At 66.4% G+C, this 21,414-nt stretch carries 22 protein-coding genes; 10 read left to right on the plus strand and 12 right to left on the minus strand.

The annotated features are described in order from the left end of the window. Window positions 1–5: 5 nt before the first annotated feature. A complete protein-coding gene (locus AC1ZV1_RS07485) occupies window positions 6–713 on the minus strand; it encodes a peptidoglycan-binding domain-containing protein (protein ID WP_484296148.1) in 708 nt (235 codons plus the stop codon). A gap of 411 nt (window positions 714–1,124) precedes the next feature. Here AC1ZV1_RS07485 and AC1ZV1_RS07490 point away from each other — a divergent pair, with 411 nt between their 5' ends. The 4 genes from AC1ZV1_RS07490 to AC1ZV1_RS07505 all read left to right on the plus strand — a co-directional run bounded on the left by AC1ZV1_RS07490 (window position 1,125) and on the right by AC1ZV1_RS07505 (window position 3,350). Further along, window positions 1,125–1,985 (plus strand): class I SAM-dependent methyltransferase, encoded by an 861-nt coding sequence (locus AC1ZV1_RS07490; protein ID WP_484296149.1) that lies wholly within the window; start codon window positions 1,125–1,127, stop codon window positions 1,983–1,985. Between the two features lie 34 nt (window positions 1,986–2,019). After that, window positions 2,020–2,475 carry a DUF3237 domain-containing protein gene (locus AC1ZV1_RS07495; RefSeq protein ID WP_484296150.1) on the plus strand — a complete coding sequence of 152 codons (456 nt, stop codon included), beginning with the start codon at window positions 2,020–2,022 and terminating at the stop codon, window positions 2,473–2,475. Between the two features lie 61 nt (window positions 2,476–2,536). Then, on the plus strand, window positions 2,537–2,965 hold the full coding sequence (locus AC1ZV1_RS07500; protein ID WP_484296151.1) for a thiol-disulfide oxidoreductase DCC family protein: 429 nt from the start codon (window positions 2,537–2,539) through the stop codon (window positions 2,963–2,965). Continuing rightward, the gene (locus tag AC1ZV1_RS07505; protein ID WP_484297519.1) at window positions 2,958–3,350 is read left to right on the plus strand and encodes a DoxX-like family protein; all 393 of its coding nucleotides are present in this window, start codon (window positions 2,958–2,960) and stop codon (window positions 3,348–3,350) included. The genes AC1ZV1_RS07500 and AC1ZV1_RS07505 overlap by 8 nt, the downstream gene beginning before the upstream one ends. Here the strand turns inward: AC1ZV1_RS07505 and AC1ZV1_RS07510 are convergent. Together AC1ZV1_RS07510 and AC1ZV1_RS07515 are read right to left on the minus strand one after the other, a co-directional pair. Further along, entirely contained in the window at window positions 3,347–4,090 is a 744-nt protein-coding gene (locus AC1ZV1_RS07510) for a TorF family putative porin (RefSeq protein WP_484296152.1), read from the minus strand. The genes AC1ZV1_RS07505 and AC1ZV1_RS07510 overlap by 4 nt on opposite strands. A gap of 148 nt (window positions 4,091–4,238) precedes the next feature. Continuing rightward, a complete protein-coding gene (locus tag AC1ZV1_RS07515; RefSeq protein ID WP_484296153.1) occupies window positions 4,239–5,996 on the minus strand; it encodes an amidohydrolase in 1,758 nt (585 codons plus the stop codon). A 118-nt stretch (window positions 5,997–6,114) separates the two neighbouring features. Between AC1ZV1_RS07515 and AC1ZV1_RS07520 the strand changes: the two genes are divergently transcribed. Beyond that, window positions 6,115–7,023, plus strand: coding sequence for a LysR family transcriptional regulator (locus AC1ZV1_RS07520; RefSeq protein WP_484297520.1), 909 nt, complete (start codon window positions 6,115–6,117; stop codon window positions 7,021–7,023). Between the two features lie 45 nt (window positions 7,024–7,068). Here AC1ZV1_RS07520 and AC1ZV1_RS07525 read toward each other — a convergent pair whose 3' ends face one another. The 3 genes from AC1ZV1_RS07525 to AC1ZV1_RS07535 all read right to left on the minus strand — a co-directional run bounded on the left by AC1ZV1_RS07525 (window position 7,069) and on the right by AC1ZV1_RS07535 (window position 10,172). Continuing rightward, on the minus strand, window positions 7,069–8,607 hold the full coding sequence (locus AC1ZV1_RS07525; protein ID WP_484296154.1) for a GGDEF domain-containing protein: 1,539 nt from the start codon (window positions 8,605–8,607) through the stop codon (window positions 7,069–7,071). A gap of 67 nt (window positions 8,608–8,674) precedes the next feature. Then, window positions 8,675–9,283 carry a LysE family translocator gene (locus AC1ZV1_RS07530; RefSeq protein WP_484296155.1) on the minus strand — a complete coding sequence of 203 codons (609 nt, stop codon included), beginning with the start codon at window positions 9,281–9,283 and terminating at the stop codon, window positions 8,675–8,677. Between the two features lie 52 nt (window positions 9,284–9,335). After that, window positions 9,336–10,172: an AraC family transcriptional regulator gene (locus AC1ZV1_RS07535; protein WP_484296156.1), complete on the minus strand. Its 837-nt coding sequence runs from the start codon at window positions 10,170–10,172 to the stop codon at window positions 9,336–9,338. Window positions 10,173–10,357: 185 nt separating this feature from the next. On the opposite strand from AC1ZV1_RS07535, the gene AC1ZV1_RS07540 reads away from it, so the two are divergent. Continuing rightward, entirely contained in the window at window positions 10,358–10,762 is a 405-nt protein-coding gene (locus AC1ZV1_RS07540; protein WP_484297521.1) for a hypothetical protein, read from the plus strand. Window positions 10,763–10,823: 61 nt separating this feature from the next. Here the strand turns inward: AC1ZV1_RS07540 and AC1ZV1_RS07545 are convergent, their stop codons facing one another. The 3 genes from AC1ZV1_RS07545 to AC1ZV1_RS07555 form a co-directional block, all read right to left on the minus strand. Then, a complete protein-coding gene (locus AC1ZV1_RS07545) occupies window positions 10,824–12,434 on the minus strand; it encodes an FMN-binding glutamate synthase family protein (protein ID WP_484296157.1) in 1,611 nt (536 codons plus the stop codon). A gap of 298 nt (window positions 12,435–12,732) precedes the next feature. Then, complete coding sequence (locus AC1ZV1_RS07550; RefSeq protein ID WP_484296158.1) at window positions 12,733–14,112, minus strand: L-serine ammonia-lyase; 1,380 nt, start codon at window positions 14,110–14,112, stop codon at window positions 12,733–12,735. 169 nt (window positions 14,113–14,281) lie between these two features. Further along, the gene (locus tag AC1ZV1_RS07555) at window positions 14,282–15,061 is read right to left on the minus strand and encodes a helix-turn-helix transcriptional regulator (RefSeq protein WP_484296159.1); all 780 of its coding nucleotides are present in this window, start codon (window positions 15,059–15,061) and stop codon (window positions 14,282–14,284) included. A 147-nt stretch (window positions 15,062–15,208) separates the two neighbouring features. Between AC1ZV1_RS07555 and AC1ZV1_RS07560 the strand changes: the two genes are divergently transcribed. The 3 genes from AC1ZV1_RS07560 to AC1ZV1_RS07570 all read left to right on the plus strand — a co-directional run bounded on the left by AC1ZV1_RS07560 (window position 15,209) and on the right by AC1ZV1_RS07570 (window position 18,230). Beyond that, complete coding sequence (locus AC1ZV1_RS07560) at window positions 15,209–16,030, plus strand: carbon-nitrogen hydrolase family protein (protein ID WP_484296160.1); 822 nt, start codon at window positions 15,209–15,211, stop codon at window positions 16,028–16,030. A gap of 175 nt (window positions 16,031–16,205) precedes the next feature. Then, the gene (locus AC1ZV1_RS07565; RefSeq protein ID WP_484296161.1) at window positions 16,206–17,528 is read left to right on the plus strand and encodes an APC family permease; all 1,323 of its coding nucleotides are present in this window, start codon (window positions 16,206–16,208) and stop codon (window positions 17,526–17,528) included. A gap of 57 nt (window positions 17,529–17,585) precedes the next feature. Beyond that, window positions 17,586–18,230, plus strand: coding sequence for a glutathione S-transferase family protein (locus AC1ZV1_RS07570; protein ID WP_484296162.1), 645 nt, complete (start codon window positions 17,586–17,588; stop codon window positions 18,228–18,230). A 137-nt stretch (window positions 18,231–18,367) separates the two neighbouring features. On the opposite strand, the gene metR is transcribed toward AC1ZV1_RS07570, so the two are convergent. Next, complete coding sequence (gene metR / locus AC1ZV1_RS07575; protein WP_484296163.1) at window positions 18,368–19,288, minus strand: transcriptional regulator MetR; 921 nt, start codon at window positions 19,286–19,288, stop codon at window positions 18,368–18,370. 100 nt (window positions 19,289–19,388) lie between these two features. Beyond that, window positions 19,389–19,832, minus strand: a complete 444-nt coding sequence (locus AC1ZV1_RS07580; RefSeq protein ID WP_484296164.1) for a CopD family copper resistance protein — start codon at window positions 19,830–19,832, stop codon at window positions 19,389–19,391. Window positions 19,833–20,026: 194 nt separating this feature from the next. On the opposite strand from AC1ZV1_RS07580, the gene AC1ZV1_RS07585 reads away from it, so the two are divergent. Beyond that, complete coding sequence (locus tag AC1ZV1_RS07585) at window positions 20,027–21,037, plus strand: alpha/beta fold hydrolase (protein WP_484296165.1); 1,011 nt, start codon at window positions 20,027–20,029, stop codon at window positions 21,035–21,037. Between the two features lie 23 nt (window positions 21,038–21,060). On the opposite strand, the gene AC1ZV1_RS07590 is transcribed toward AC1ZV1_RS07585, so the two are convergent. Next, the gene (locus tag AC1ZV1_RS07590; RefSeq protein ID WP_484297522.1) at window positions 21,061–21,387 is read right to left on the minus strand and encodes a GlpM family protein; all 327 of its coding nucleotides are present in this window, start codon (window positions 21,385–21,387) and stop codon (window positions 21,061–21,063) included. Window positions 21,388–21,414 lie beyond the last annotated feature (27 nt).

The following is a 21,414-nucleotide window of genomic DNA, read 5'->3' on the forward strand; positions in this document are numbered from 1 at the left end:
TCTCCTTACGACCAGTCGATCTGCAGGGCGCGTGCGGTGGCAGGACCGACGACGCCGTCGGCTACCAGGCGGTGGGTGCTCTGGAACGCAATCACGGCGGCCACGGTATGCGGGCCGTATTCGCCATCGATCTTTCCGGGATCGATACCGAGTTCCTTCAGGCGCTTCTGGATTTCCTTGACCTTGGCGTTCTTCACATTCGGCTCTTCCAGCCGGATGACCAAGGGCTGTGCCTTCAGCCGAGGCGTGGCGGCGCTGCTGGAGTAGGTGATGCCGGGAATCCGGCAGACATAGTCCCAGACCCGCCCGCTGACGTTGCCGGCGCGCACGCCCAGGTTGGTGCCGGCGGCTTCCATGGTCTTGCCGGCGCCGTCGCTGATCGCCACGTGCCCCATGGTGCCCGGCATGGGGGGCTTGCGGATGAGGATCACCCCGGCAGTGACCATGGCATCGCGTTCATCGCTGGGCAGCAGGGTGCCGTTCTTCGCGTCGGTGACCCAGGCGCCGGAGTACGCCTCGGTGGTCGCCGGGTTGCCCTGGTCGTTCACACACCCGTAGAGCTTGCCGGTCTTCTGGTAGACGACCCAGGAGACGAACTCCGCGCAGTCCCACGGGCCGTTCCAGTTGGGGTTGTCCTTGGGTACCAGCAGGTTGACGTACTTCTGGCCGTTCTTGCTGGCGGCGAGCTCGTAGAGTTCCTGTCCGCTTGCCATGCTGAATTCCTCCAGTCTTGCCTGAGGCGGCCGGACGCCCCGGTCGGCCGCTATCCAGCCCAGGCGCAGCACAGCGTGCGTCGGGCGATGCTGAACAGTCGTGGCGACGGGAGGAAAGGAACTGCGGTGCGCGGGGGGCGCGAATTGCCAGTGCTCGGCTGCAATCGGAGGCGTTCCGACCCTGGGTCTGCCTTCCCTGGATGAGACTGCGGGGGAACTGCTCTGGCGGGGCTGATACTGACGCTAGATGCTCGGTGAAAGGCTGTCCAATGGGCATGCCGTCAGGCGTTTCCCTTAGAACGAGTGGTTCTCCGACAGCCCTGAAGTATTCCCGTCGGCGGCTTTTTTGTAAGGCTTGAGTTACAGCCGGAGCGGGCGTTACATGGAGTGCTTCAGCCATGGGAGATCGCCATGCACAAGGTCGAGCTCAAGGGCACGCCGGAAACCCTGCTGATCACCCTCTACGCCAAGGCGAAGGAGAGCGAGCTACCCGACAGCCTGTTGCGCGACCGTTTCTCGCGCCAGGCCGTGGAGCAGATCGACTATGACTTCGCCCGCCTGCACATCGGCCGCGCCGAGCAGGTGGGACTCGCCCTGCGCGCCTGGTTGTTCGACGAGTGGGTGCGCGATTTCCTCGCTCGGTACCCGACCTGCGTGGTCCTGCAGATGGGGTGCGGGCTGGACAGCCGGGTCTTTCGCATCGACCCGCCGTCCACCGTGCAGTGGTTCGAGGTGGATTTTCCGGAGGTGATCGCGCTGCGCGAGCGCCTTTATCCACCGCGCGAGAACTGCCATCTGCTGGCCAGCTCTCTGACGGCGCCGGGCTGGTGGCGAAGCGTGCCGACCGGTCGGCCGGTGTTGATGATCGCCGAAGGCGTGCTGCCCTACGTGGAAACCGGCGACGTATTCCGCCTGCTGGAAGCGCTGACCGCGCGGTTCGGCGAGGGCGAGTTGGTGTTCGACGGCTACAGCCGCCTGGGCATCCGCCTGCTGCAGTGGAACCCGATGATCCGCCGCACCGGTGCCGTGCTGCATTGGGGAATCGACGAGCCGCAGGTGCTGGAACGGCGAGTACCGGCGCTGCAGTTCATCGATGCGATCGCCGCCTATGACCGTGCGCAGATCGCCCGGTTGTCCCTGGGCATGCGCCTGCTCTACGAGATCACCCTGGCAATCCCGGCGATGCGCCGCCTGGGCCGACTGTTGCGCTATCGCTTCGGCCCGCAGACCCAGGCGGAAAATGGCCGCGCCGGCAGGCGGCTGCTTTACTGATGCGTCTACGACGACCTTGCGCAGGAGCGCTGCGATGAAGCTCGAGCCGTTGATGGAGATGAACGTGAAAGCCAGCGTACCGCTGGAGATCGGCCGCGTGCCGCAGGGGCAGCGGCTCATCTCGGCGGCGGGTGGCGGGACGTTCAAGGGCCAGCGTCTGAGCGGCGAGGTGCTGCCCGGTGGCGGTGACTGGATCCTGGTGGACAGTGATGGCAGTTGGCATCTGGATGTACGCCTGGTGCTGCGTACCGACGACGGCGCGCGTATCCTGATGCAACACAACGGTCTTCTCGTGGCCAACCCGAAGATCATCCATGCGGTCTCGCGGGGGGACAGTACCGAGTTCGGCGATACCTACTTCATGATCCAGCCGCGCTTCGAGGTCGGTGACGATCGCTACCGCTGGCTCAACCATCAACTGGCGGTGGGCGAGGGGCGGCTGGGGCCGGGTTGGGTGGAATACCGGTTGTTTTCATTGGCCAATGGGTGAGTCGATGACTTGTCACAAGCGGCGGGCACAGTTGCGTCACCAGGCTGCTGGAGACGACGCCATGGCTCTGCCCCCCCACATGCAGCCAGACGACAAGGTCGTGTTGTTCGACGGTACCTGCCGGCTGTGCAATGGCTGGAGCCGCTTCCTCCTGCAGCATGACCGTGAGGGCCGGGTGAAGCTGTGCAGCGTGCAATCGGCCGAGGGCCAGGCGATTCTCGACTGGTTCGGCCTGCCGACCGAGTACTTCGACACCATGCTCTACGTCGATGGCCGTGAAGGCTTCGAGCGCAGCGATGCGTTTCTGCGGGTGATCGGCCAGTTGCCGGCGCCGTGGAACTGGCTGCGGGTGCTCTGGCTGGTTCCGCGTCCGTTGCGCGACTGGTTCTATGACCGCGTCGCACTCAATCGCTATCGCCTGTTCGGTCGCGAGGACATCTGCCTGGTGCCGTCCCCGCAGTATCGTGGTCGCTTCCTTGGCAATGACTAGTGCGGCCATCGCGCGACTGGGGTTGGCAGTGGTGTTCTTCTACCACGGGCTGGTGCCCAAGCTGCTGTTCCTCAGCCCTGAGGAAGTCCGCATGATCGAGGCCCACGACTGGCCTCTGTCGACCCTGCGCGTGGCCCAGGTTGCCGGTGCCGCCGAGATCGTCCTGGCGCTGTGCATCCTCCTGCTGCGCCGCAGCCGCTGGCCGTTGTGGCTGGCGGCCTTCTCCCTGCTGGCCCTGCTGGTGGATGTGGCGCTCTTCGTCCCTGAGCTGCTGCGGGGGGCCTTCAATCCGGTGTCCACCAACGTGGCCGCCCTGGCGCTGTGCGCCATCGCCCTGCTGGGCGAGCGGGGCGCGCGCGAACCGCGCCCCGTCCGTCCGCGTTAGAAGGTCTTGCTCACGCTGGCGACCACGGTCGCCGTGCAGACGTCGCCGAAGCCGAACTGCGTACGGCATTCGTTCTGCGACAGGTCGGTGTCGATGTAGCTCACTGCCCAGTCGAGCCCCAGCAGTTCGTGGCTGAGCTTGGCTTCCCACTCATGGTAGGTATCGCGGGTATCGCCGCTGCCGGAGAGGTAGAGCGGGTCCTTGGCGTCGTTGCGGCCGTAGCGCACGCGCAGCTTGAGCTCGGCCGGCAGCTCGGCGTTGTAGGCCAGGTAGGTGTAGAGGTTGGCCTGGTCTTCGCCGAAGTAGGTCGGGTAGTCGTTGCCGTAGTAGGCCCCGACTTCGAAGCCATAGGCGTGAAGGATGGCGTAGGTGTCGCTCTGGTTGAACTGGGCTTCCTTGGGGTAGGCGTACCTGATGTAGCCCACGTCCAGGGCGATGTCGTCGTTGGCCTGCCAGTACCAGCCGGCGTAGTAGTCGGTTTCCTGGCGGGTCTTCAGGCCGCCGCCGAAGTCGACGTTGGAGGTCCACACGCCCAGGTAGGCGCCGGAACTGTGCTGCAGGGTCAGGCCGAGCTGGGCGGCGGGGTCGTTCTGGGTTTGCGAGATGCCGCGGGTGCGGTAGTCGCTGAGCAGGCTGGCGTCGATCTGCAGGGCGAAGTCCTGGTTCAGCTCGATGGCCAGGGCGGACGTCAGCGGGGCACAGGCGAGCAGTGCGCCGACAAGCCATTGCGGGCGGTTCATACGGGGTTCCCTTTGTTGTGATTGTCTGTGGGCAGATGAAAAATCCCGCACAGCGCCGACCCTCCCGTTCAACCCGGGAAGTGACGGCAAGGGGAGCGCTGGCGGGCAAGGCGCCGGGAGTGTTCAGGCCCCGGCGCAGGAGCCCGGCTCAGAGAGCCGGCTGGTCTTCGGCGCGGTAGACTTCGCGGCCTTCGAACAGGGTGTGGAGCACGCGGGCTTCGTCCAGTTGCTGGTCGGGCACGGTGAACACGTCACGGTCGAGCACGACCATGTCGGCCACCTTGCCGGGCGCCAGGGTGCCGATCTTGTCGCCCAGGCCGATGGTCTGCGCAGCGTTGCGGGTGTAGGCGTAGAACATGGTCTGGCGATCCACGCGCTCGGCGGCGTTGAGCACGCCTTCCTCGCCCTGGCGCGTGACGGCCTGGTAGATGGCCTTCAGCGGGTCGGGGGTGGACACCGGCCAGTCGCTGGCGCCGGCGATGGTGGCGCCGTTGTCCAGCAGCGACTTGGCCGGGTACATGTAGCGGTAGGCCTCGTCGGCGATATAGGGCTTCACCAGTTCCACGGTGTAGGGCTCGGCGGTGGCCCAGTCGAGCTGCATCGAGGCGATCACGTCGAGTGCCTTGAAGCGCGGGAAGTCCTTGGGGTTGACCAGTTGCAGGTGGGTGATCGAGTGGGTCACGCCGCTCTGCCGGTCCTTGCGCGCCTGGGCAAAGCCGTTGAGCGATTCGCGCACGGCGCGGTCACCGATGGCGTGCACGTGCACCAGCCAGCCGCGGGCATCGGCGGCGCTGACCAGCTCGCCGAAGTGCTTCGGATCGATCAGCAGCTCGCCCGGCTTGTGGCTGTTCTTGTAGTCCTCCAGCAGTGCGGCGGACTGCGCCGGGAACTCGATCACGCCGTCGGCGAAGACCTTGATGCCTGGCAGCGTCAGGTTGGGGATGCCCTGGAACTGCTGGCGGACCTTCTCGATGACGTCCAGATCGGCCGGCGTACTTTTCGGGTTGACCACCTGCAGCGCGGCGACGTGGGCGCTGAGCTGGCCATCGCGGGCCAGGTCACGGTAGACCGGCAGCACGCCGACGGTCTTCTCGGTCGGCTTGATGGCGAACAGCGCCTCGCCGGGTGTGCCGTTCGCGGCCGGGTCCATCCAGGCGGTGATGCCGAGGCTGTTGTTGTACGTCACCGCCGCCACGCCGGCGCGGTCCATGGTGGCGGCGTCCGGAACCGGCATGGCGGCGGCCACGAGGTCGAAACCGGAGTCGACCAGGAAACCGGTGGGATTGAAGTCCTTGTCGTGCGCAACGTTCTGCTGCTCCAGCGAGCTCAGGCTGCGCAGGCGCCTGGCGTCCAGTCCAGCGCGTTTGAGCATGGCGGCGTTGGCCCAGGCGGTGTGGTGGTCGCTGCCGATCAGGACCACCGGCGTGTCCTTCCACTCGCCCTGGTTGAAGCGTTTGGCCAGGCCGTCGGCCTGGGACCAGTAGGTCGAGTTCATGCCGTTCATGACCACGGTGTCGTGCACCTTGGCCTTGCCGCTGTCGCGGTCCTGCTTCAGGCGTTTCTCGAAGGCATCGAGGTCCATCTGCTCGTCGAGCAGGCTGGCGGAGATCAGCTCCAGGCCGCCGAAGATGGAGTGCGAGTGGCTGTCGATGAAGCCGGGCATCAGCACCTTGCCGCCCAGGTCCACCTGCTTGCTGCCGGTGCCGGCGAGCTTGCGGATGTCCTCGTTGGAGCCCACCTGCAGCACCTTGCCGCCAGCGACCGCCACGGCCTGCTGCAGCGGTTGGCCAGGCTCGGCGGTGAAGACCTTGGCGTTGTACAGGATCAGGTCCGCGTTCTGTGCCTGAGCTTCAAAAGTACCCAGTGCGATGGCGAGCGCCAGCGCGCCCTTGAGCATGCCGTGCATGACTTCCCTCTGCTTTTCGGTGGATTATTGTTGGTCTGCGGCGCAGGCTACTGGCGGACCGGATCGCGCGGAAGTCGCCGTCAGGCATAACACTTGTGAAGGATTGGCACGAATGACGATGGACCGATTCAGCAGCCTGGCGATGTTCGTCGCCAGTGCCGAGACCGGCAGTTTCAGCCGCGCCGCCGAGCAGTTGGGCAAGACGCCCTCGGCGGTGACCAAGGCTGTCGGCCAGCTGGAAATCGAAGTCGGCGCGCGCCTGTTCGAGCGCACCACGCGCAGCATGTCACTCACCGAAGCCGGCCAGCTCTATCTGGACGGTGCCCGCGAGGTGCTGGCGCGGATACGCGAGACCACCGAGGAAATCGCCCAGCTGCAGCACAGCCTGCGCGGCGTGCTGCGCGTCACCGGACCGCTGATCGTCGGCCCGGTGTTCCTCGACCAGGCTTGCGCCGAATTCCTCGACCTGCACCCGGACGTGCGCCTGCAGGTGGACCTTTCCGACAGCTATGTCGACCTGCTCGACGGCCGCTACGACCTCGCCCTGCGCATGGGCAACAGCGACCTGCCGGGGTTGATCGCCCAGCCGCTGGCCGAGAGCCGCCTGATCATGTGCGCCAGCCCGGCCTATCTGGCGCGGCGCGGCACCCCGCGGCATCCCCGCGAGATCATTGAGCATGATTGCCTGGTCTACCGCCACCCGGCGCTGGATGATCGCTGGTGGTTCGACGTGGAGGGCGAGCGCTATTCCACGCCGCGCAACGGCCGCTTGAACAGCGATAACCAGGCCGTGCTGCTCACCGCCTGCCTCGCCGGCCACGGCCTGTTGCCCTGCCCGCACTGGAGCGTGCTGGAGCACTTGCGCAGCGGACGGCTGGTGACGGTGCTGGACGACTACTTCTTCGAACCCGATACCTTCGGCGCGCAGATCCTGGCGGTCTACCCGAGCAACCGTCGGGCGACGCGCAAGATCCATGCGTTCATCGAGCACCTGCGCGAGTACCTGCGGCGCGACGGCATTCTCTGACGCCCTGGCTCCGACAGCCCGGCTCCTGTGACCCTGCTGCGCTGATCAGAGCTCGGCACTTTCCAGCCGATTGCGACCCTTGGCCTTGGCCCGGTAGAGCGCCTGGTCGGCGCGCTCGAGCAAGGTCTGGAGCTCCCAGGTACCGCCGCCCGACACCAGCCCGATGCTGACGCTGACCCGCAGTTCGCCACCTTCGATATCCAGACGGAGGTCCTGCAGGCTCTCACGCAGTCGATCGAGAAAGTGCCGGGCGGCCTCGGCGTCGGTGCTGGGCAGCAGGAACACGAACTCTTCGCCGCCGAAGCGCGCGAACAGGTCGGTGCTGCGGGCCTGCCGCCGACAGAGTTCACTGAACTGGCAGAGCACGCGGTCACCGGCGGCGTGGCCGTACTGGTCGTTGATGCGCTTGAAGTGGTCGAGATCGAGCACCGCCAGGCTCAGCGGCGAGCCGTAGCGCGCGCTGCGGGCCAGCTCGCGCTCGGCCTGGGCCTGAAAGGCGCGACGGTTGAGCGCGCTGGTCAGCGGATCGAGCGTGGCCAACTGGCGAAGCTGGTTTTCCAGTGCCTTGTGGTGGCTGACATCGCGAATTTCCGCCACTTGCTGGCCGCCGGCCAGGCGCTCGATGCTCAGTTCGGCGGCGAAGGTGCTGCCATCGTCGCGCATGGCGAGGATGTCGTGGGGCTTGCCGTCCGCGTCCGTGAGCAGGTCATGCAGGTCTGCCCGCGCCTCGCGGACGAAGAGCTCGCTGAAATCCTGGCCGAGGAGTCGCTCACGGGGCCAGTGCAGCATGCGTTCGAGCATCGGATTGGCGTCCATCACCTTGCCGTCCCGCAGTACCAGCATGCCGGCATTGGCGACCTGCATCAGGCGCTCGAAGCGTTCGGCGCTGGCCGCCGCCTCGATGGCGTGGCGCTGGCTGTCGGCGAGAATGCGGCGCATGGTCATCAGTGCCATGCCGACCAGGGCGATGACCCACAGCGGCACGCCGAAGTTATAGGGCAGCAGGTAGCTGAAGGAACGGGTGACGTCGGCGTGTTCGATACCGTTCAGTCCGTCGTGAAGGCCGATGATGGCGCGCGCCAGGGTGACCAGGGCATATGCGCCGAGTGCTGCGGCGACAAAGCGGCGTACCCCACGCAGCTCGCGTTCACCGGTGGCCCTCAGCAGGACCAGGCTGGCCTGAACCGGCAGCAGACCGCCAATCGTGGCGTAGATGGCGATCAGGTACTCGGAGTTGATGGGCGCCACCCACCAGTGCCAGCTGAGCGCCAGGGTCATGGCGGTCGCACTGGCGGGGACCGTCCACCACGGCGGGGGCAGCCCGAGGAAGCGATGGATGCCCAGCAGCAGGAGCGCCTCGCCAGCCAGTTGGGTGGCATTGCCGGCGATGTTCAGCAGCTTGCTGCCACTGGCCATGAAGCCCATGAACAGCAGGATGCCGAGGATCAGCGTCCAGGCGCCGCCCATCCAGAGGCCGGGGCCGCGATAGGGGCGGGCGAAGTACCAGAGACCGGTACAGGCGATGGCGCTGGCGAGCATCAGGTTGAGGCCGAGCAACATCGGCGAGAAATACAGGGAGTCCACGGCGCCAGCCTCCTGGTGTGGTTGCCGCGGATTCTGCCAGTGCCACGGGTCGTTTGTCAGTGGTCGCTCAGAGCAGCGCTCCGGCCCAGGCCGATACCAGCAGCAGGATCGCCATCAACTGGTTGAGTCGCTGCATCTGCCGGGACGACAACAGGCGCTGGCTGCCGATGCCCAGCCCGGCCCAGACCGCCGTGCAGGGGATCGACACGAGGAAGAACAGCAGCGACAGCAACTGCACGCGGTCCAGCCGATCCACACCGTGCCCGGCGTACACGCTGATCACCGCCAGCGCCATCATCCAGGTCTTGGGGTTGACCAGTTGCAGCACGGCAGCGCCGAGCGCCCCCAGGCGCGCGCCGTCGGTATCGCGCGCAAGGTTCGCCGGCGGGCTGCGGAAGATCTGCCAGGCCAGCCAGCTCAGCCAGAGCACGCCGGCGGCGCTCATCGCCTGCTGTAGGCGCGGCAGGCTGGCCAGCACTTCGCCCAGGCCGCTGCCGACGGCCAGCACCAGGGCTGCCGCGGCCGCGCAGCCGCCGAACATGATCGGCAGCGCGGCGCCCCAGCCGAAGCGGGCGCTGTTGCTGAAGATCAGCAGGTTGGTCGGCCCCGGCGTGATCGAGGCGACGAAGGCGAAGAGGATGAAGGGCAGCCATTGGCCGAGCTGCGCGAGGTGCATGGCGGGAACTCCGGTGAATCGATGGGAGCTCATCATCGCCACCTCGAGGGGCTCAGTCTGGAAGCTTTGAGCAGCGCTTGCGGTAGTAGGCGGGCGTCACGCCGTAGGCGCGGCGGAACCAGCGGCCGAGGTGGCTCTGATCGGCGAAGCCGAGGTCGGCGGCGATATCGGCCGGTGCGAATCCGCGCCCCAGCAACTGGCGTGCACGGGCCAGGCGCAACTGGATCAGGTAGGCGTGGGGCGGCAGGCCGAACGCCTGCTTGAACGCGCGGGTCAGGCGGAAGCGGTCGCAGCCGCAGGCCTTGGCCAGGTCGTCGAGGCCGATGTCGGCAGTCAGGTTGGCGTGCAGGAAATCCCGCGCGCGCTGCGCCGCCAGTGGCAGGTGCGCCGTTGTGGCACCGCGCTGGCGCCAGTGCAGGTGGCGGGTCATGCCGTCGAGCAGGTCGTCGATGACAGTCTGGCGGACGATCTTCAGGTCATGGCCGTGTATCGCCTGGAAGGCGTTGTCGATACGCCGCGCCAACTGCGGATCGTCGATCAGCAGCTCGGGTACGGCCAGTTGGCAATTACCCGGCGCTTCTTCGAACAGCGTGGCGATTTCCCGCTCCAGCCAGGGCGCGTCGAGATACAGGGTGCGGTAGGTGAAACCGCCCGCGGTGGGCGCGTCGCCGTCGTGGATATCGCCGGGCTCGAGGAAGAACACCTTGCCGGCAGTGCTGACGTGGCGCTGGTTGCGGCTGCGGAACTGCTGCACGCCGGACTCGGTGAAGCCGATCAGGTAGCTGTCGTGCCAATGCGGGTCGTAGGCGTGGCCCTTGAAATGCGCGCGCAGGCTCTGGATGCCGGTGTCGGCATCCTGCAGCAGGTCGATCCAGTTGTCTTTGTGCATGGGCCGCCTCCGTACCGCTTGCCCGGTCGGCCAGCATACCGTGCGCAGGCGGGCTGTCTGGAAGATTCGTGCAGCCGGTGGTCGAGTGTCGTGAATCGTTCGCGCCGACGGTAGGATGCAGCCACTGCAAAGAGCCGAACTCCAGGAGGGAGCCGACCGTGGGACAGGACTACAACCTGGCATTGATGATTGCGGCGGCGCTCAGCGCCATGGCGGGGGCGCTGCACATTGGCGTGGTGCTGGTGGGGCCACGCTGGTATCGCCTGTTCGGCGCCGGCGAAAAGCTCGCCCGTGCCGCCGAAGCCGGGCGTGCCTACCCGGCGCTGATCACCGTCGGCATCGCCTTCGTGCTCTTCGCCTGGGCCGCCTATGCGCTGTCCGGGGCCGGAGTGCTGGCCCCGCTTCCGCTGCTGCGTCCTGCCTTGGTCGCGGTCTCGCTGGTCTACCTGCTGCGCGGCTTGGCCGGCCCGTTCATCCTGAAAGACACGGGGCGCAGTCAGCGCTTCATCCATATCAGTTCGGCGATCTGCCTGGGCTTTGCACTCGTGCACCTGGTGGGGTTGATGCAGGTGTGGGGCCGGTTGGGGTAGCGGCGGGGCAGTGCGATTTGCAAGGGAGCGCCCGTTGCAGGCGCTCCCGTGCTTCGCCGGATCAGCCGGCGGCAGCCTCGAAGCTGTCGCTGCGCGCCATGCGCCAGATGCGCTCGTAGAACTCGCCCTCGATGTTCCCGGAGAGCAGCTCGCCAGGCTTGAGGAAGTAGTGCAGGTGCGAGAACAGGCGGATCTCGGTGGCCGAGACGCGGCGCACCAGGTGCTTGGCCTCCAGTTGCGACGGATGCTGGATGCCGGCGGCGGCGATCATCTCGGCCAGGCCCTTGAGCGTGTTGCGGTGGAAGTGGTAGACGCGCTCGGCCTTGTCCGGCACGACCAGGGCGCGCTGGCGTAGCGGGTCCTGGGTGGCGACGCCGGTGGGGCATTTGTTGGTGTGGCAGGACTGCGACTGGATGCAGCCAATGGCGAACATGAAACCGCGTGCCGAGTTGGCCCAGTCGGCGCCCATGGCCAGCACGCTGGCAATATCGAAGGCGCTGACGATCTTGCCGCTGGCGCCGATGCGAATCTTGTCGCGCAGGTTCAGGCCGACCAGGGTGTTATGCACGAACAGCAGGCCTTCGCGCATCGGTAGGCCCATGTGGTCGGTGAACTCCAGCGGCGCGGCACCGGTGCCGCCTTCCTTGCCGTCGACGACGATGAAGTCGGGGAGGATGCCGGTCTCGTGCATGGCCTTGGCGATGCCCATGAACTCCCACGGGTGGCCGATGCACAGCTTGAAGCCCACCGGCTTGCCGCCGGAGAGTTCGCGCAGCTGGACGATGAAGTTCAGCAGGCCGTGGGGCGAGTCGAAGGCGCTGTGGGAGGAGGGCGAAATGCAGTCCTGGCCCATGGGCACGCCACGGGTGGCGGCGATTTCCGGGGTCACCTTGTGCTTGGGCAGGATGCCGCCGTGGCCGGGCTTGGCGCCCTGGCTGAGCTTGATCTCGATCATCTTCACCTGCGGATCGACTGCCTGCTTGGCGAAGCGCTCGGGGCTGAAGGTGCCGTCGTCGTTGCGGCAGCCGAAGTAGCCGCTGCCCAGCTCCCAGGTCAGGTCGCCGCCGTACTCGCGGTGGTAGGGACTGATGCTGCCCTCGCCGGTGTCATGGATGAAGCCGCCGAGCTTGGCGCCCTTGTTCAGCGCGCGGATGGCGTTGGCGCTGAGCGAGCCGAAGCTCATCGCCGAGATGTTGAACACCGAGATGGAATAGGGCTGCTTGCACGCCGGCCCGCCGACGGTGACACGGAAGGTGCACGGGTCGGCCACCGGCGCAGGGCGGATCGAGTGGGCGATGAATTCGAAGCCCGACTGGTAGACATCGATCAGGGTGCCGAAGGGTTTGTCGGCGGTCTCGTTCTTTGCCCGCGAATACACCAGGGCGCGCTGGGCGCGGGAGAAGGGCAGGGCCTCCTGGTCGCCTTCGAGCAGGTATTGGCGGATTTCCGGGCGGATGGCTTCCACCAGGTAGCGGATGTTGCCCAGGACCGGGTAGTTGCGCCGCACCGCATGGCGTTCCTGCAGCAGGTCGAAGACCCCGAGCACGCTCAGGGCGAGGGTGGTCAGGGTGAAGGGCCACACCCAGTCATGCCCGAGGAAGGGCAGGCTGAGCACGGTGAACAGGACGCAGGCGGCGAAAAAGGCATAGCGGCTGAGCAGCGACAGGTTCATGGAATCTCCAGTCGTCGGGCTTTGATCACGGTCAGGTTGGCCAAAAGGGCCGCCACAGAGCATGGCAGGCATCGCGCGAACGTGCCTGGGCAAAGGTCAATGCAGCGGACTTTCGGAAGTCTTTCTAGGTCTGGCGGGCATCGACGGTAGCCCGAAGTGGTGGAAAAAGAAAGCTAGCTAACGATTTTCTCCGGGGCTGAGAAAGGCTGTTTCGGGGGCTGCAAGAAAGGGTTCCCTGTAGGAGCGGGCCATGCCCGCGATCGCGCGCATGGCCCGCTCCTGAATCGAGTCCTTCCGCTCAGCAGGCAATCACGTTGACCGCCAGCCCGCCCTTCGCCGTCTCCTTGTACTTGTCCATCATGTCGCGGCCAGTGTCGCGCAGGGTGTCGATGGCCCTGTCGAGGCTGACCAGGTGTTGTCCGTCGCCACGCAGGGCGAGCTGGGCGGCGTTGATGGCCTTGAGCGAGGCCATGGCATTGCGCTCTATACAGGGCACCTGGACCAGCCCGGCCACCGGGTCGCAGGTCAGGCCGAGATTGTGCTCCAGGCCGATCTCGGCAGCGTTCTCCACCTGTTCCAGGCTGCCACCGAGGACTTCTGCCAGCCCGCCGGCAGCCATGGCGCAGGCCGAGCCCACCTCACCCTGGCAGCCGACTTCGGCGCCGGAGATGGAGGCGTTGAGCTTGCACAGGATGCCGATGGCAGCGGCGGTCAGCAGGTAGCGCTCGATGCCGTCGGCGTTGGCGTTGCTGTCGTAGCGCGCGTAGTAGTGCAGGACCGCCGGGACGATGCCGGCGGCGCCGTTGGTGGGCGCGGTCACCACGCGGCCGCCGGCGGCGTTCTCCTCGTTCACCGCCAGCGCCCAGAGGTCCACCCAGTCCAGGGCGCCCAGGGTGGTGGCGATGAGATTGCCGCTGTCCGCCTCGTTCAGCCGGCGGAACAGCATGGGCGCGCGACGCCGCACCTTGAGTCCGCCGGGCAGCGTGCCTTCGGTTTCCAGGCCGCGGTTCACGCAGGCCTGCATTTCATCCCAGATATGCGCAAGGCCGGCGTGGATTTCCTCGTCATTGCGCAGCGCGCGCTCGTTGGCCCACATCAGGTCGCTGATGCGCCGGAAGCCGTGCTCGTGGCACAGGCGCAGCAGTTCCTCGGCGCTGTGGAAGGGGTAGGGCATGGGATTGCCCTGCAACGCGCGGTCGGTGTTGAAGTCCGCCGCGTCCACCACGAAACCGCCGCCGACCGAGTAGCAGACACGCTCGGCCAGCAGGTCGCCGTTCTCGTCCCGTGCCTTCAGGTGCAGGCCATTGGGATGGGCGGGCAGGCTGTCGTCGTGGAAGACCAGCTGGCGCGCCGGGTCGAAGTCGATCTCCCGCGCGCCGCCCAGGCGCAGGCGGTGGCGCAGCAGGATGTCGTCCACCTGCGGGGCGAGCGCGGCGGGGTCGGCTTCTGCCGGGTCGATGCCGAGCAGGCCGATCAGGCAGGCGCGGTCGGTGGCGTGGCCCTTGCCGGTGGCGCTGAGGGAACCGTAGAGATGCACTTCCACGGCGACGGTGCGCGGCAGCAGGTCGGTGTCATGCAGGCGGTCGACGAACTCGCGGGTAGCGCGCATCGGCCCCACGGTATGAGAGCTGGACGGCCCGACGCCGGGCTTGAACATATCGAAGACACTGAGGCTCATGGGGATTCCTCCTGTCCTCAAGCATGGACCCGCTACGGCGCCGATGCTCACCGACCGCTCGGCGGCTGGTCACGAGGGCGCCGTTCGCGGGCCTGGTCCGCTCCTGCGGGGAGTTCAGATGGGCTCTCGAAGGAGCGGATTCATCCTCGATATATCAACCCGAGGGCCGTTATCCCTGCGCCTGCAGGAACAGCGAGAACAGTTCCGACTGCGACTTGATCCCCAGCTTGGAATACATGTGCTTGCGGTGCACCTTCACCGTTTCGGCGGAAATCGCCAGCTTGCGCGCGATTTCCTTGCTGGAGCAGCCGCTGAGCATCAATCGGCCGACCTCCAGTTCGCGGGCGGTGAGTGGAGTTTCCATCTGCTGGGCGGTGGATTCCAGGCGGTTCTGCCAGCGTGGTGGCGGGGGGGCTTCCTGCACTTCGCGCTCGAAGGTCATGCGCTGGCGCATCAGGCCGGCAACCCAGGGCTGCACCAACGCGAGCAGGGCGATCTGCTCCGGGGTGAAGCGGCCCCTGCTGCCCAGCGAGCAGCAGAGGGTGCGCTCGCCGTCGAGCTGCACGTTGATCTGCACTTCGTCAGCGACCACGTTGAGGCTGAAGTAGCGCTGGTAGTAGTCGGTCTGCTCGAACATCTCCGGCGCCACGTCGTCCAGGCGGAACAGCCCGCTGTCGGGCGCCTCGCGGCTGGCGATATAGAAGGGGTCGAGCAGGTAGAGGCCCTTGAGGTAGTCCTGGAACAGCGGATCGGGGCCGCCATCCTCGCCCGGGCATTCGGCGAATACTTGCGGGCGACCGTCGCTGAAAAGCAGCACGACCCAGCTGTCGAAGGGAACATACTGGCCCAGCAGGCGCACCAGCGACGTCCAGAAGGCCGGCTTGTCCAGCGCCTCGATCAGTTGCCCGACCGAGCGGTGCCAGGCGATATCCTGAAGGGAAAGGCTCATGACTCTACCCCCGATGGGTTACCACGCGGGCGTAATTACCCCGTGATGGCACGCCCGGCATACTCGGTGGATGCCTTGAGCCGGCGCGGTGCGCATTCTGACCGACAGCGCACGGTCACCGCAAAGACAAGAACCCGAGGAAGCCCCATGAAAGTAGAACTCGTCCAACTCGCCGGCCGTGATGGCGACGTGGCCTGGAACCTGGCCCGCACCCTGGAGGCCATCCATGCCTGCGCCGACGACACCCAACTGGTGGTGTTCCCCGAGACCCAGCTGACCGGCTTCCCCACCGAGCAGAACATCGCCGCCATCGCCGAGCCGGTGGATGGCCCCAGCGTGCAGGCCGTGCAGCAGGCCGCGCGGGAGAAGAACATCTCTGTCGCCGTGGGTTTCGCCGAAGCCTCTGACGATGGCCGCTTCTACAACACCACGCTGCTGATCACCCCCGAAGGCATCGCCATGAAGTACCGCAAGACGCACCTGTGGGCGTCGGACCGCGGCATCTTCACCCCCGGCGACCGCTACGCCACCTGCCTGTGGAACGGCATCCGCGTCGGCATCGTGATCTGCTTCGACATCGAGTTCCCCGAGTCCGCCCGTGCCCTGGGCCAGCTTGGCGCCGAGCTGATCATCGTGACCAACGGCAACATGGACCCCTACGGACCGACCCATCGTACCGCCATCATGGGCCGCGCCATGGAAAACCAGGCCTACGCCGTGATGGTCAACCGCGTTGGTGAGGGTGACGACGGCCTAGTGTTCGCCGGCGGCAGCGCCGTGGTCGACCCCTACGGTCAACTGATCGTCGAAGCCGGCCGCGAAGAGTGCCGGCAGATCGTCGAGCTGGACGTCGAGCGCCTGGCGCAATCGCGTCGCGACTACAGCTACCTGGCCGAGCGTCGCTTCGTGCTGCCCGGCGAGATGCGCGAGCACGCGGATGGCCTGCACGAGCTGATCATTCCCGCCTGAGTTTCCCATCCGGCCCCGGCTGTTTTTCAGAGCAGACGGGACCGGGGCGCAGGGCCGCGCCGACACAGCGCTATTCCACACTCGACGGGCGACCCGAGCGCCCGCGGGGCCTGCGGGTGAGCGCAGGCCAGCAACTTTGCACTGCCATAACAAACACAACGCGGAGTAAGCAGTAATGGCTCGATTGAAACGAACCCTGTCGCTGGGTTCGGTGGTGCTGTTCGGCATCGCCTACATGACCCCGATCATCGTCCTTGGCACCTTCGGTATCCTCGCCGACGTCACCCGCGGCGTAGTGCCCTCGGCCTACCTCGTCGCCTCCGTGGCCATGCTCTTCACCGCCCTCAGCTACGGGCGCATGGCTGCTGCGTTTCCGGTGGCCGGCTCGGCCTACACCTACGTGCGCAAGTCGATCAGCCCGAAGCTGGGCTTCCTCGCCGGCTGGGCGGTGCTGCTGGACTACCTGTTCCTGCCCATGGCCATCTGGCTGATCGGCGCGGCCTACCTGCACTCCGCCTTTCCGGCCGTGCCCCAGGCCCTGTGGGTGCTGGCGTTCATCGGCGTGACCACCGCGATCAACGTGGTCGGCCTGCGCCTGGCGAAGAACATCAACGGCGTGCTGATGGTGGTGCAGTTCCTCGTGCTGATCGCCTTCGTCGGCCTGGCCATCCACTACATCATGGGGGATGGCAGCCGTCCGCTGTGGACCCTGGAGCCCTTCCTCAGGGAAGGCACCCAGCTGCCACTGATCATGGGCGGCGCGGCCATCGCCTGCTATTCGTTCCTGGGCTTCGACGCGGTCAGCACCCTGACGGAAGAAACCCATGAGCCCCGCAAGACCATTCCGCGCGCCATCCTGCTGATCACTCTGATTGGCGGCGGCATCTTCATCGCCGCCAGCTACTTCGTACAGCTGGCGCACCCGTCGGTGGAGTTCCAGAACGCCGATTCAGCCGCCTACGAAATTGCCCGCAACATCGGTGGCGACCTGTTCGTCAGCTTCTTCCTGATCGGCCTGATCGTCGGCCAGTTCACCTCCGGCCTGTCGGCCCAGGCCAGCGCCTCGCGCCTGCTGTTCGCCATGGGCCGCGACGGCGTGCTGCCACGCCCGTTCTTCGGGCGCATCAGCAAGCGCTTCGAGACCCCGGTGAACAGCATCGTGCTGTGCGGCGTGGTGGCCCTGCTGGCGCTGCACATGGACGTCACCACCTCCACCTCGTTCATCAACTTCGGCGCTTTCCTGGCCTTCAGCCTGGTGAATCTGTCGGTGATCTTCCACTACTACCTGAACGCCGAGCGTCGCGGCTTGCGCGAACTGGTGCTGTTCCTGCTGTTCCCGCTGATCGGCCTGCTCGCCGACCTATGGCTGATGGTCAGCCTCGACCACCTGGCCATCTGGCTTGGCGCCACCTGGCTGGTGCTCGGCGTGATCTACCTCGCGGTGATCACCGGCGGCTTCCGCCAGCAGCCGCCGGAGATGCATTTCGAGGAGGCGTGAGCCCCGTGCGGGGCTATGCTGGGGACTCCGAGCCGTGATGCCCGAGGAGATCCCGCCATGCCCCGCCTCACCCTCTACCATTCGCCCCAGACACGTTCCAGCGGCACCCTGGTGCTGCTGGAAGAACTGGGCGCCGAGTACGACCTCGAACTGATCAACATGAAGGCCGGCGAGCAGCGCAAGCCGGCCTACCTGGCGCTCAACCCACTGGGCAAGGTCCCGGCGGTCCGTATCGGCGAATCGCTGGTCACCGAGCAGGGCGCCATCTTCATCTATCTCGCCGACCTCTTTCCCCGAGCGAACCTCGCTCCCGCCCTTGACGATCCGCTGCGTGGCCCCTACCTGCGCTGGCTGGTGTTCTATGGGTCAAGCTTCGAGCCAGCCATTGTCGACCGTGCCTTGAAGCGCGATGCCGCTCCGCAGGCCATGAGCCCCTACGGCGATTACGACAGCGTGATGCGCGCCATTGCCGACCAGTTGGAAACCGGGCCTTACCTGCTGGGCAGCCGCATGACCGCCGCCGACGTGCTGTGGGGCGCCGCCCTGCGCTGGACCATCGGTTTTGGTGTAGTCCCCAAGCTACCGGTGTTCGAGCGCTACGTGGAGCTGGTGACCTCGCGCCCGGCTTTCAAGCGGGTGTGGGAGCGCGACGTGCAGTGGGCGGAAGCGCACGCCAAGGCGGCGGAGAGCAAACCGGGCTGACTGCTGCGCAGGGATAGGCAGCACGATGAGGAAACGCCGGGAAGCGCGAGCTGCTTCCTGGTTCCTCTCCTCCAGGGCCTTTCCATGTGGAAAGGCCTTTTTCATGCCCGGGGCACGGCGGGGAGGTGCTGTCGGCTTCAGTTCTTCGCCGCGCTCACGCCTTCCAGGGTGGCGAACGAGGTGTCCTTCGCCGTCAGCAGGAAATCGCGCATGAACGGCGCGTCCAGCATGTCGGCGCGGATGGCCGCGAACAGGGTGCAGTACAGGCCTTTCTCTCCGAGGCGCTTGGCGGTCACGTAGCCCCGCGAGCTGTATTCGTGCAGCGCCCAGTTGGGCAGGCTGCAGACGCCGCGTCCAGAGGCCACCAGCTGCATCATCATCACCGTCAGCTCCGAGGTGCGTACCTGTTCGGGTTCCACGTCGGCGGGCTCGAGAAAGCGGGTGAAGATATCCAGGCGATCCCGCTCGATGGGGTAGGTGATCAGCGTCAGGTTCGCCAGGTCTTCCGGAACGATGTAGGACTTGCCGGCCAGCGCGTGGTGGTTGTCCACCGCCAGCAGCGCCTCGTAGGTGAACAGCGGTACGTAGGTGATGCCGGCGATGTCCACCGGGTCGGACGTCACCACCAGGTCCAGGTCGCCGCGAGCCAGCGCAGGCAGCGGGGCGAAGGAGAAGCCGGAGGCCAGGTCCAGCTCCACTTCCGGCCAGGCGTCGCGGAACTGGTCGATGGTCGGCATCAGCCACTGGAAGCAGCTATGGCATTCGATGGCCATGTGCAGGCGCCCGGCGGTGCCGCCGGCCAGGCGCGCCAGGTCGCGCTCGGCACCGCGCAGTTGCGGCAGCACGGAGTCGGCCAGTTGCAGCAGGCGCAGGCCGGCGCTGGTGAAGCGCACCGGTTTGGTCTTGCGGATGAACAGGGACAGGCCGAGGCGTTCTTCCAGCTCTTTGAACTGGTGGGACAGGGCGGACTGCGTCAGGTGCAGGCGCTCGGCGGCCTCCACCAGGCTGTCGGCTTCGCGCAGGGCATGCAGGGTTTTCAGGTGACGGAGTTCAAGCATGGCGCAGCCTCGCCTCAGTATGAGGAAATCTTGATGAAACGGTCGATCAAATGAGCTGGCCTCATGATAAGCCGCCTGCTGGCGCTTCACCAGCACGCCGTCACCAGTTGAGATAGAACATGCCCTTGGCCAGCAGGACGATCAGCACCACATGGGCGAATACGCTGTAGTGAATGCGCCGTGAGCGCTGGCCGCTCATGCGTCCCATGCGGAAGGAGTACAGGGCGAAGATGAAATGACCTAATACGCTGGCGGCCAGCAGCAGCTTCAGGCTGAGCAGGGTGGCGAAGGGCGATGCCAGCGGATCGGCCAGCAGCGGTGCGTAGCGCAGGTGCAGCATGCCCAGGCCGCTGCCGAACAAGGTCAGGATCACCCACGGCATCACCCGGCGCAGCCGGCGCCCCAGCGCGCCTTCGACCACTCTCATCGCTCGCGCCGGCACGTGGCGGTGGACGCTTTCCAGGATCAGCACTTCGAAGAACACCGTACCGACGAACAGGATCGCGGCGAACAGGTGCAGCACCAGCAGGATGGGGTAGGCCATGGCGAAACGTCCGAGCGGGGGTTACCTATCTTCGCCAGTGCGGGGGGCCACCTCCTTTGATCCGGATCAGGGGACGGGCCGTCGGTGACCGCTCAGCGCCTTTCATCAAACTGTCACGGACCTGTGGCAGAGCGAGCGACGGAAATTCATCAGAATCGCGCTCAACTGGGGTTTTGCGTTCCGGATTTTCATTCATGCGTGCTTTTCTGCTGGCAGCCGTACTTTTCTGCGGCCTGTCCTCTCTCTCTGTTGCCGATCGGGCCGTTGCCGCTGATCGTTGCGACGCGCGGGTGCCGACCGAAATGGTCGACCTGGGCGATGTGCGCCTGGCCTACCAGAGCATCGGCCGCCCACAGGATCCGACGCTGCTGCTGGTCATGGGCCTGGGCGGCCAACTGATCCATTGGCCGGACGAAGTGGTCGAGGCGCTCTGCCAGCAGGGCTTCCGAGTGATCCGCTACGACAATCGCGATGTCGGCCTGTCGTCCTGGCGGATTCCGACGCCCAGCGGCAATCTGACCTACGAAGTGATTCGCTATCGCCTGGGCCTGCCCGTGAGCGCGCCCTACAGCCTGACCGACATGGCCGGCGACGCGCTGCACCTGCTGGATGCCCTGCATGTCGAACGCGCCCACGTACTGGGCGCGAGCATGGGCGGGATGATCGCCCAGCACGTGGCTGATCTCGCGCCGGATCGTGTGATCAGCCTGACCCTGGTGATGACCAGCTCGGGTGCCGAAGGCCTGCCGGCGCCCAGCGAATCACTGCTGCGCCTGCTCGCCCGGCGTGAAGCGGCCAGCCGCGAACAGGCCATCGAGCAGCAGGCAGACCTGCTGGCTGCCCTGGGCAGCCCGGAAGTGCGCGACGACCGCCAGCAACTGCTGCAGCAGGCGGCGCGCTCCTACGACCGCGCCTTCAACCCCGAAGGCGTGCAGCGGCAGATGCTGGCGATCCTCGCCGAGCCGAGCCGCGTGGAGCTGCTCAACCGCCTGAACGTGCCGACCCTGGTGGTCCACGGCACCGCCGATCCGCTGTTGCCGGTGATGCACGGTGTGCATGTGGCGGCGCACATCCGTGGTTCGGTGCTCAAGCTGATTCCCGGCATGGCGCATCGTTTTCAGGAAGACTTCAAGGAGCCCTTGCTGGGCGCGGTGCTGCCCTATCTGCGCGAGCACCAGAGCGGCGGGCACGTCGCCCAGCTCTGAGCCGAGGCGTCAGCTGCCGGGCGTCAGTGCAGTCGCACCCAGATGAATACCAATAGCGACGCGGCCACCAGCCAGGCCAGCGCGGCCATCGCCAGCGACAGCTCCAGGCGCATCCGATCCACCATCAGGTAGAGCGCGGCGAGGTAGACGAAGTAGGGGATGATCGACCACATGCCGAACAGGATGGTGGTCTTCAGGTCGTCCAGCGAACGGCTCTTGCCGACGATGTAGTGGGCGATCAGGGCGAAGGTGGGGAACAGCGGCACCAGGCCGGCGATGTAGTAATTGCGCGTCTTCGACAGCGCAGCGAGGATCAGTACCACGCCGGCGCCGATGATTGCCTTGAGGATCAGGTCCACGTCGTTCTCTATGCAGCG

The sequence above is a fragment of the Pseudomonas sp. BB438 genome (genome assembly GCF_057180225.1).

Excerpts from the sequence above, each read along its gene's own strand:
- AC1ZV1_RS07485 (WP_484296148.1), bottom strand. The coding sequence starts at position 713 with ATGGCAAGCGGACAGGAACTCTACGAGCTCGCCGCCAGCAAGAACGGC.
- AC1ZV1_RS07490 (WP_484296149.1), top strand. The coding sequence starts at position 1,125 with ATGCACAAGGTCGAGCTCAAGGGCACGCCGGAAACCCTGCTGATCACC.
- AC1ZV1_RS07495 (WP_484296150.1), top strand. The coding sequence starts at position 2,020 with ATGAAGCTCGAGCCGTTGATGGAGATGAACGTGAAAGCCAGCGTACCG.
- AC1ZV1_RS07500 (WP_484296151.1), top strand. The coding sequence starts at position 2,537 with ATGGCTCTGCCCCCCCACATGCAGCCAGACGACAAGGTCGTGTTGTTC.
- AC1ZV1_RS07505 (WP_484297519.1), top strand. The coding sequence starts at position 2,958 with ATGACTAGTGCGGCCATCGCGCGACTGGGGTTGGCAGTGGTGTTCTTC.
- AC1ZV1_RS07510 (WP_484296152.1), bottom strand. The coding sequence starts at position 4,090 with ATGAACCGCCCGCAATGGCTTGTCGGCGCACTGCTCGCCTGTGCCCCG.
- AC1ZV1_RS07515 (WP_484296153.1), bottom strand. The coding sequence starts at position 5,996 with ATGCACGGCATGCTCAAGGGCGCGCTGGCGCTCGCCATCGCACTGGGT.
- AC1ZV1_RS07520 (WP_484297520.1), top strand. The coding sequence starts at position 6,115 with ATGGACCGATTCAGCAGCCTGGCGATGTTCGTCGCCAGTGCCGAGACC.
- AC1ZV1_RS07530 (WP_484296155.1), bottom strand. The coding sequence starts at position 9,283 with ATGCACCTCGCGCAGCTCGGCCAATGGCTGCCCTTCATCCTCTTCGCC.
- AC1ZV1_RS07535 (WP_484296156.1), bottom strand. The coding sequence starts at position 10,172 with ATGCACAAAGACAACTGGATCGACCTGCTGCAGGATGCCGACACCGGC.
- AC1ZV1_RS07540 (WP_484297521.1), top strand. The coding sequence starts at position 10,358 with ATGATTGCGGCGGCGCTCAGCGCCATGGCGGGGGCGCTGCACATTGGC.
- AC1ZV1_RS07545 (WP_484296157.1), bottom strand. The coding sequence starts at position 12,434 with ATGAACCTGTCGCTGCTCAGCCGCTATGCCTTTTTCGCCGCCTGCGTC.
- AC1ZV1_RS07550 (WP_484296158.1), bottom strand. The coding sequence starts at position 14,112 with ATGAGCCTCAGTGTCTTCGATATGTTCAAGCCCGGCGTCGGGCCGTCC.
- AC1ZV1_RS07555 (WP_484296159.1), bottom strand. The coding sequence starts at position 15,061 with ATGAGCCTTTCCCTTCAGGATATCGCCTGGCACCGCTCGGTCGGGCAA.
- AC1ZV1_RS07560 (WP_484296160.1), top strand. The coding sequence starts at position 15,209 with ATGAAAGTAGAACTCGTCCAACTCGCCGGCCGTGATGGCGACGTGGCC.
- AC1ZV1_RS07565 (WP_484296161.1), top strand. The coding sequence starts at position 16,206 with ATGGCTCGATTGAAACGAACCCTGTCGCTGGGTTCGGTGGTGCTGTTC.
- AC1ZV1_RS07570 (WP_484296162.1), top strand. The coding sequence starts at position 17,586 with ATGCCCCGCCTCACCCTCTACCATTCGCCCCAGACACGTTCCAGCGGC.
- metR (WP_484296163.1), bottom strand. The coding sequence starts at position 19,288 with ATGCTTGAACTCCGTCACCTGAAAACCCTGCATGCCCTGCGCGAAGCC.
- AC1ZV1_RS07580 (WP_484296164.1), bottom strand. The coding sequence starts at position 19,832 with ATGGCCTACCCCATCCTGCTGGTGCTGCACCTGTTCGCCGCGATCCTG.
- AC1ZV1_RS07585 (WP_484296165.1), top strand. The coding sequence starts at position 20,027 with ATGCGTGCTTTTCTGCTGGCAGCCGTACTTTTCTGCGGCCTGTCCTCT.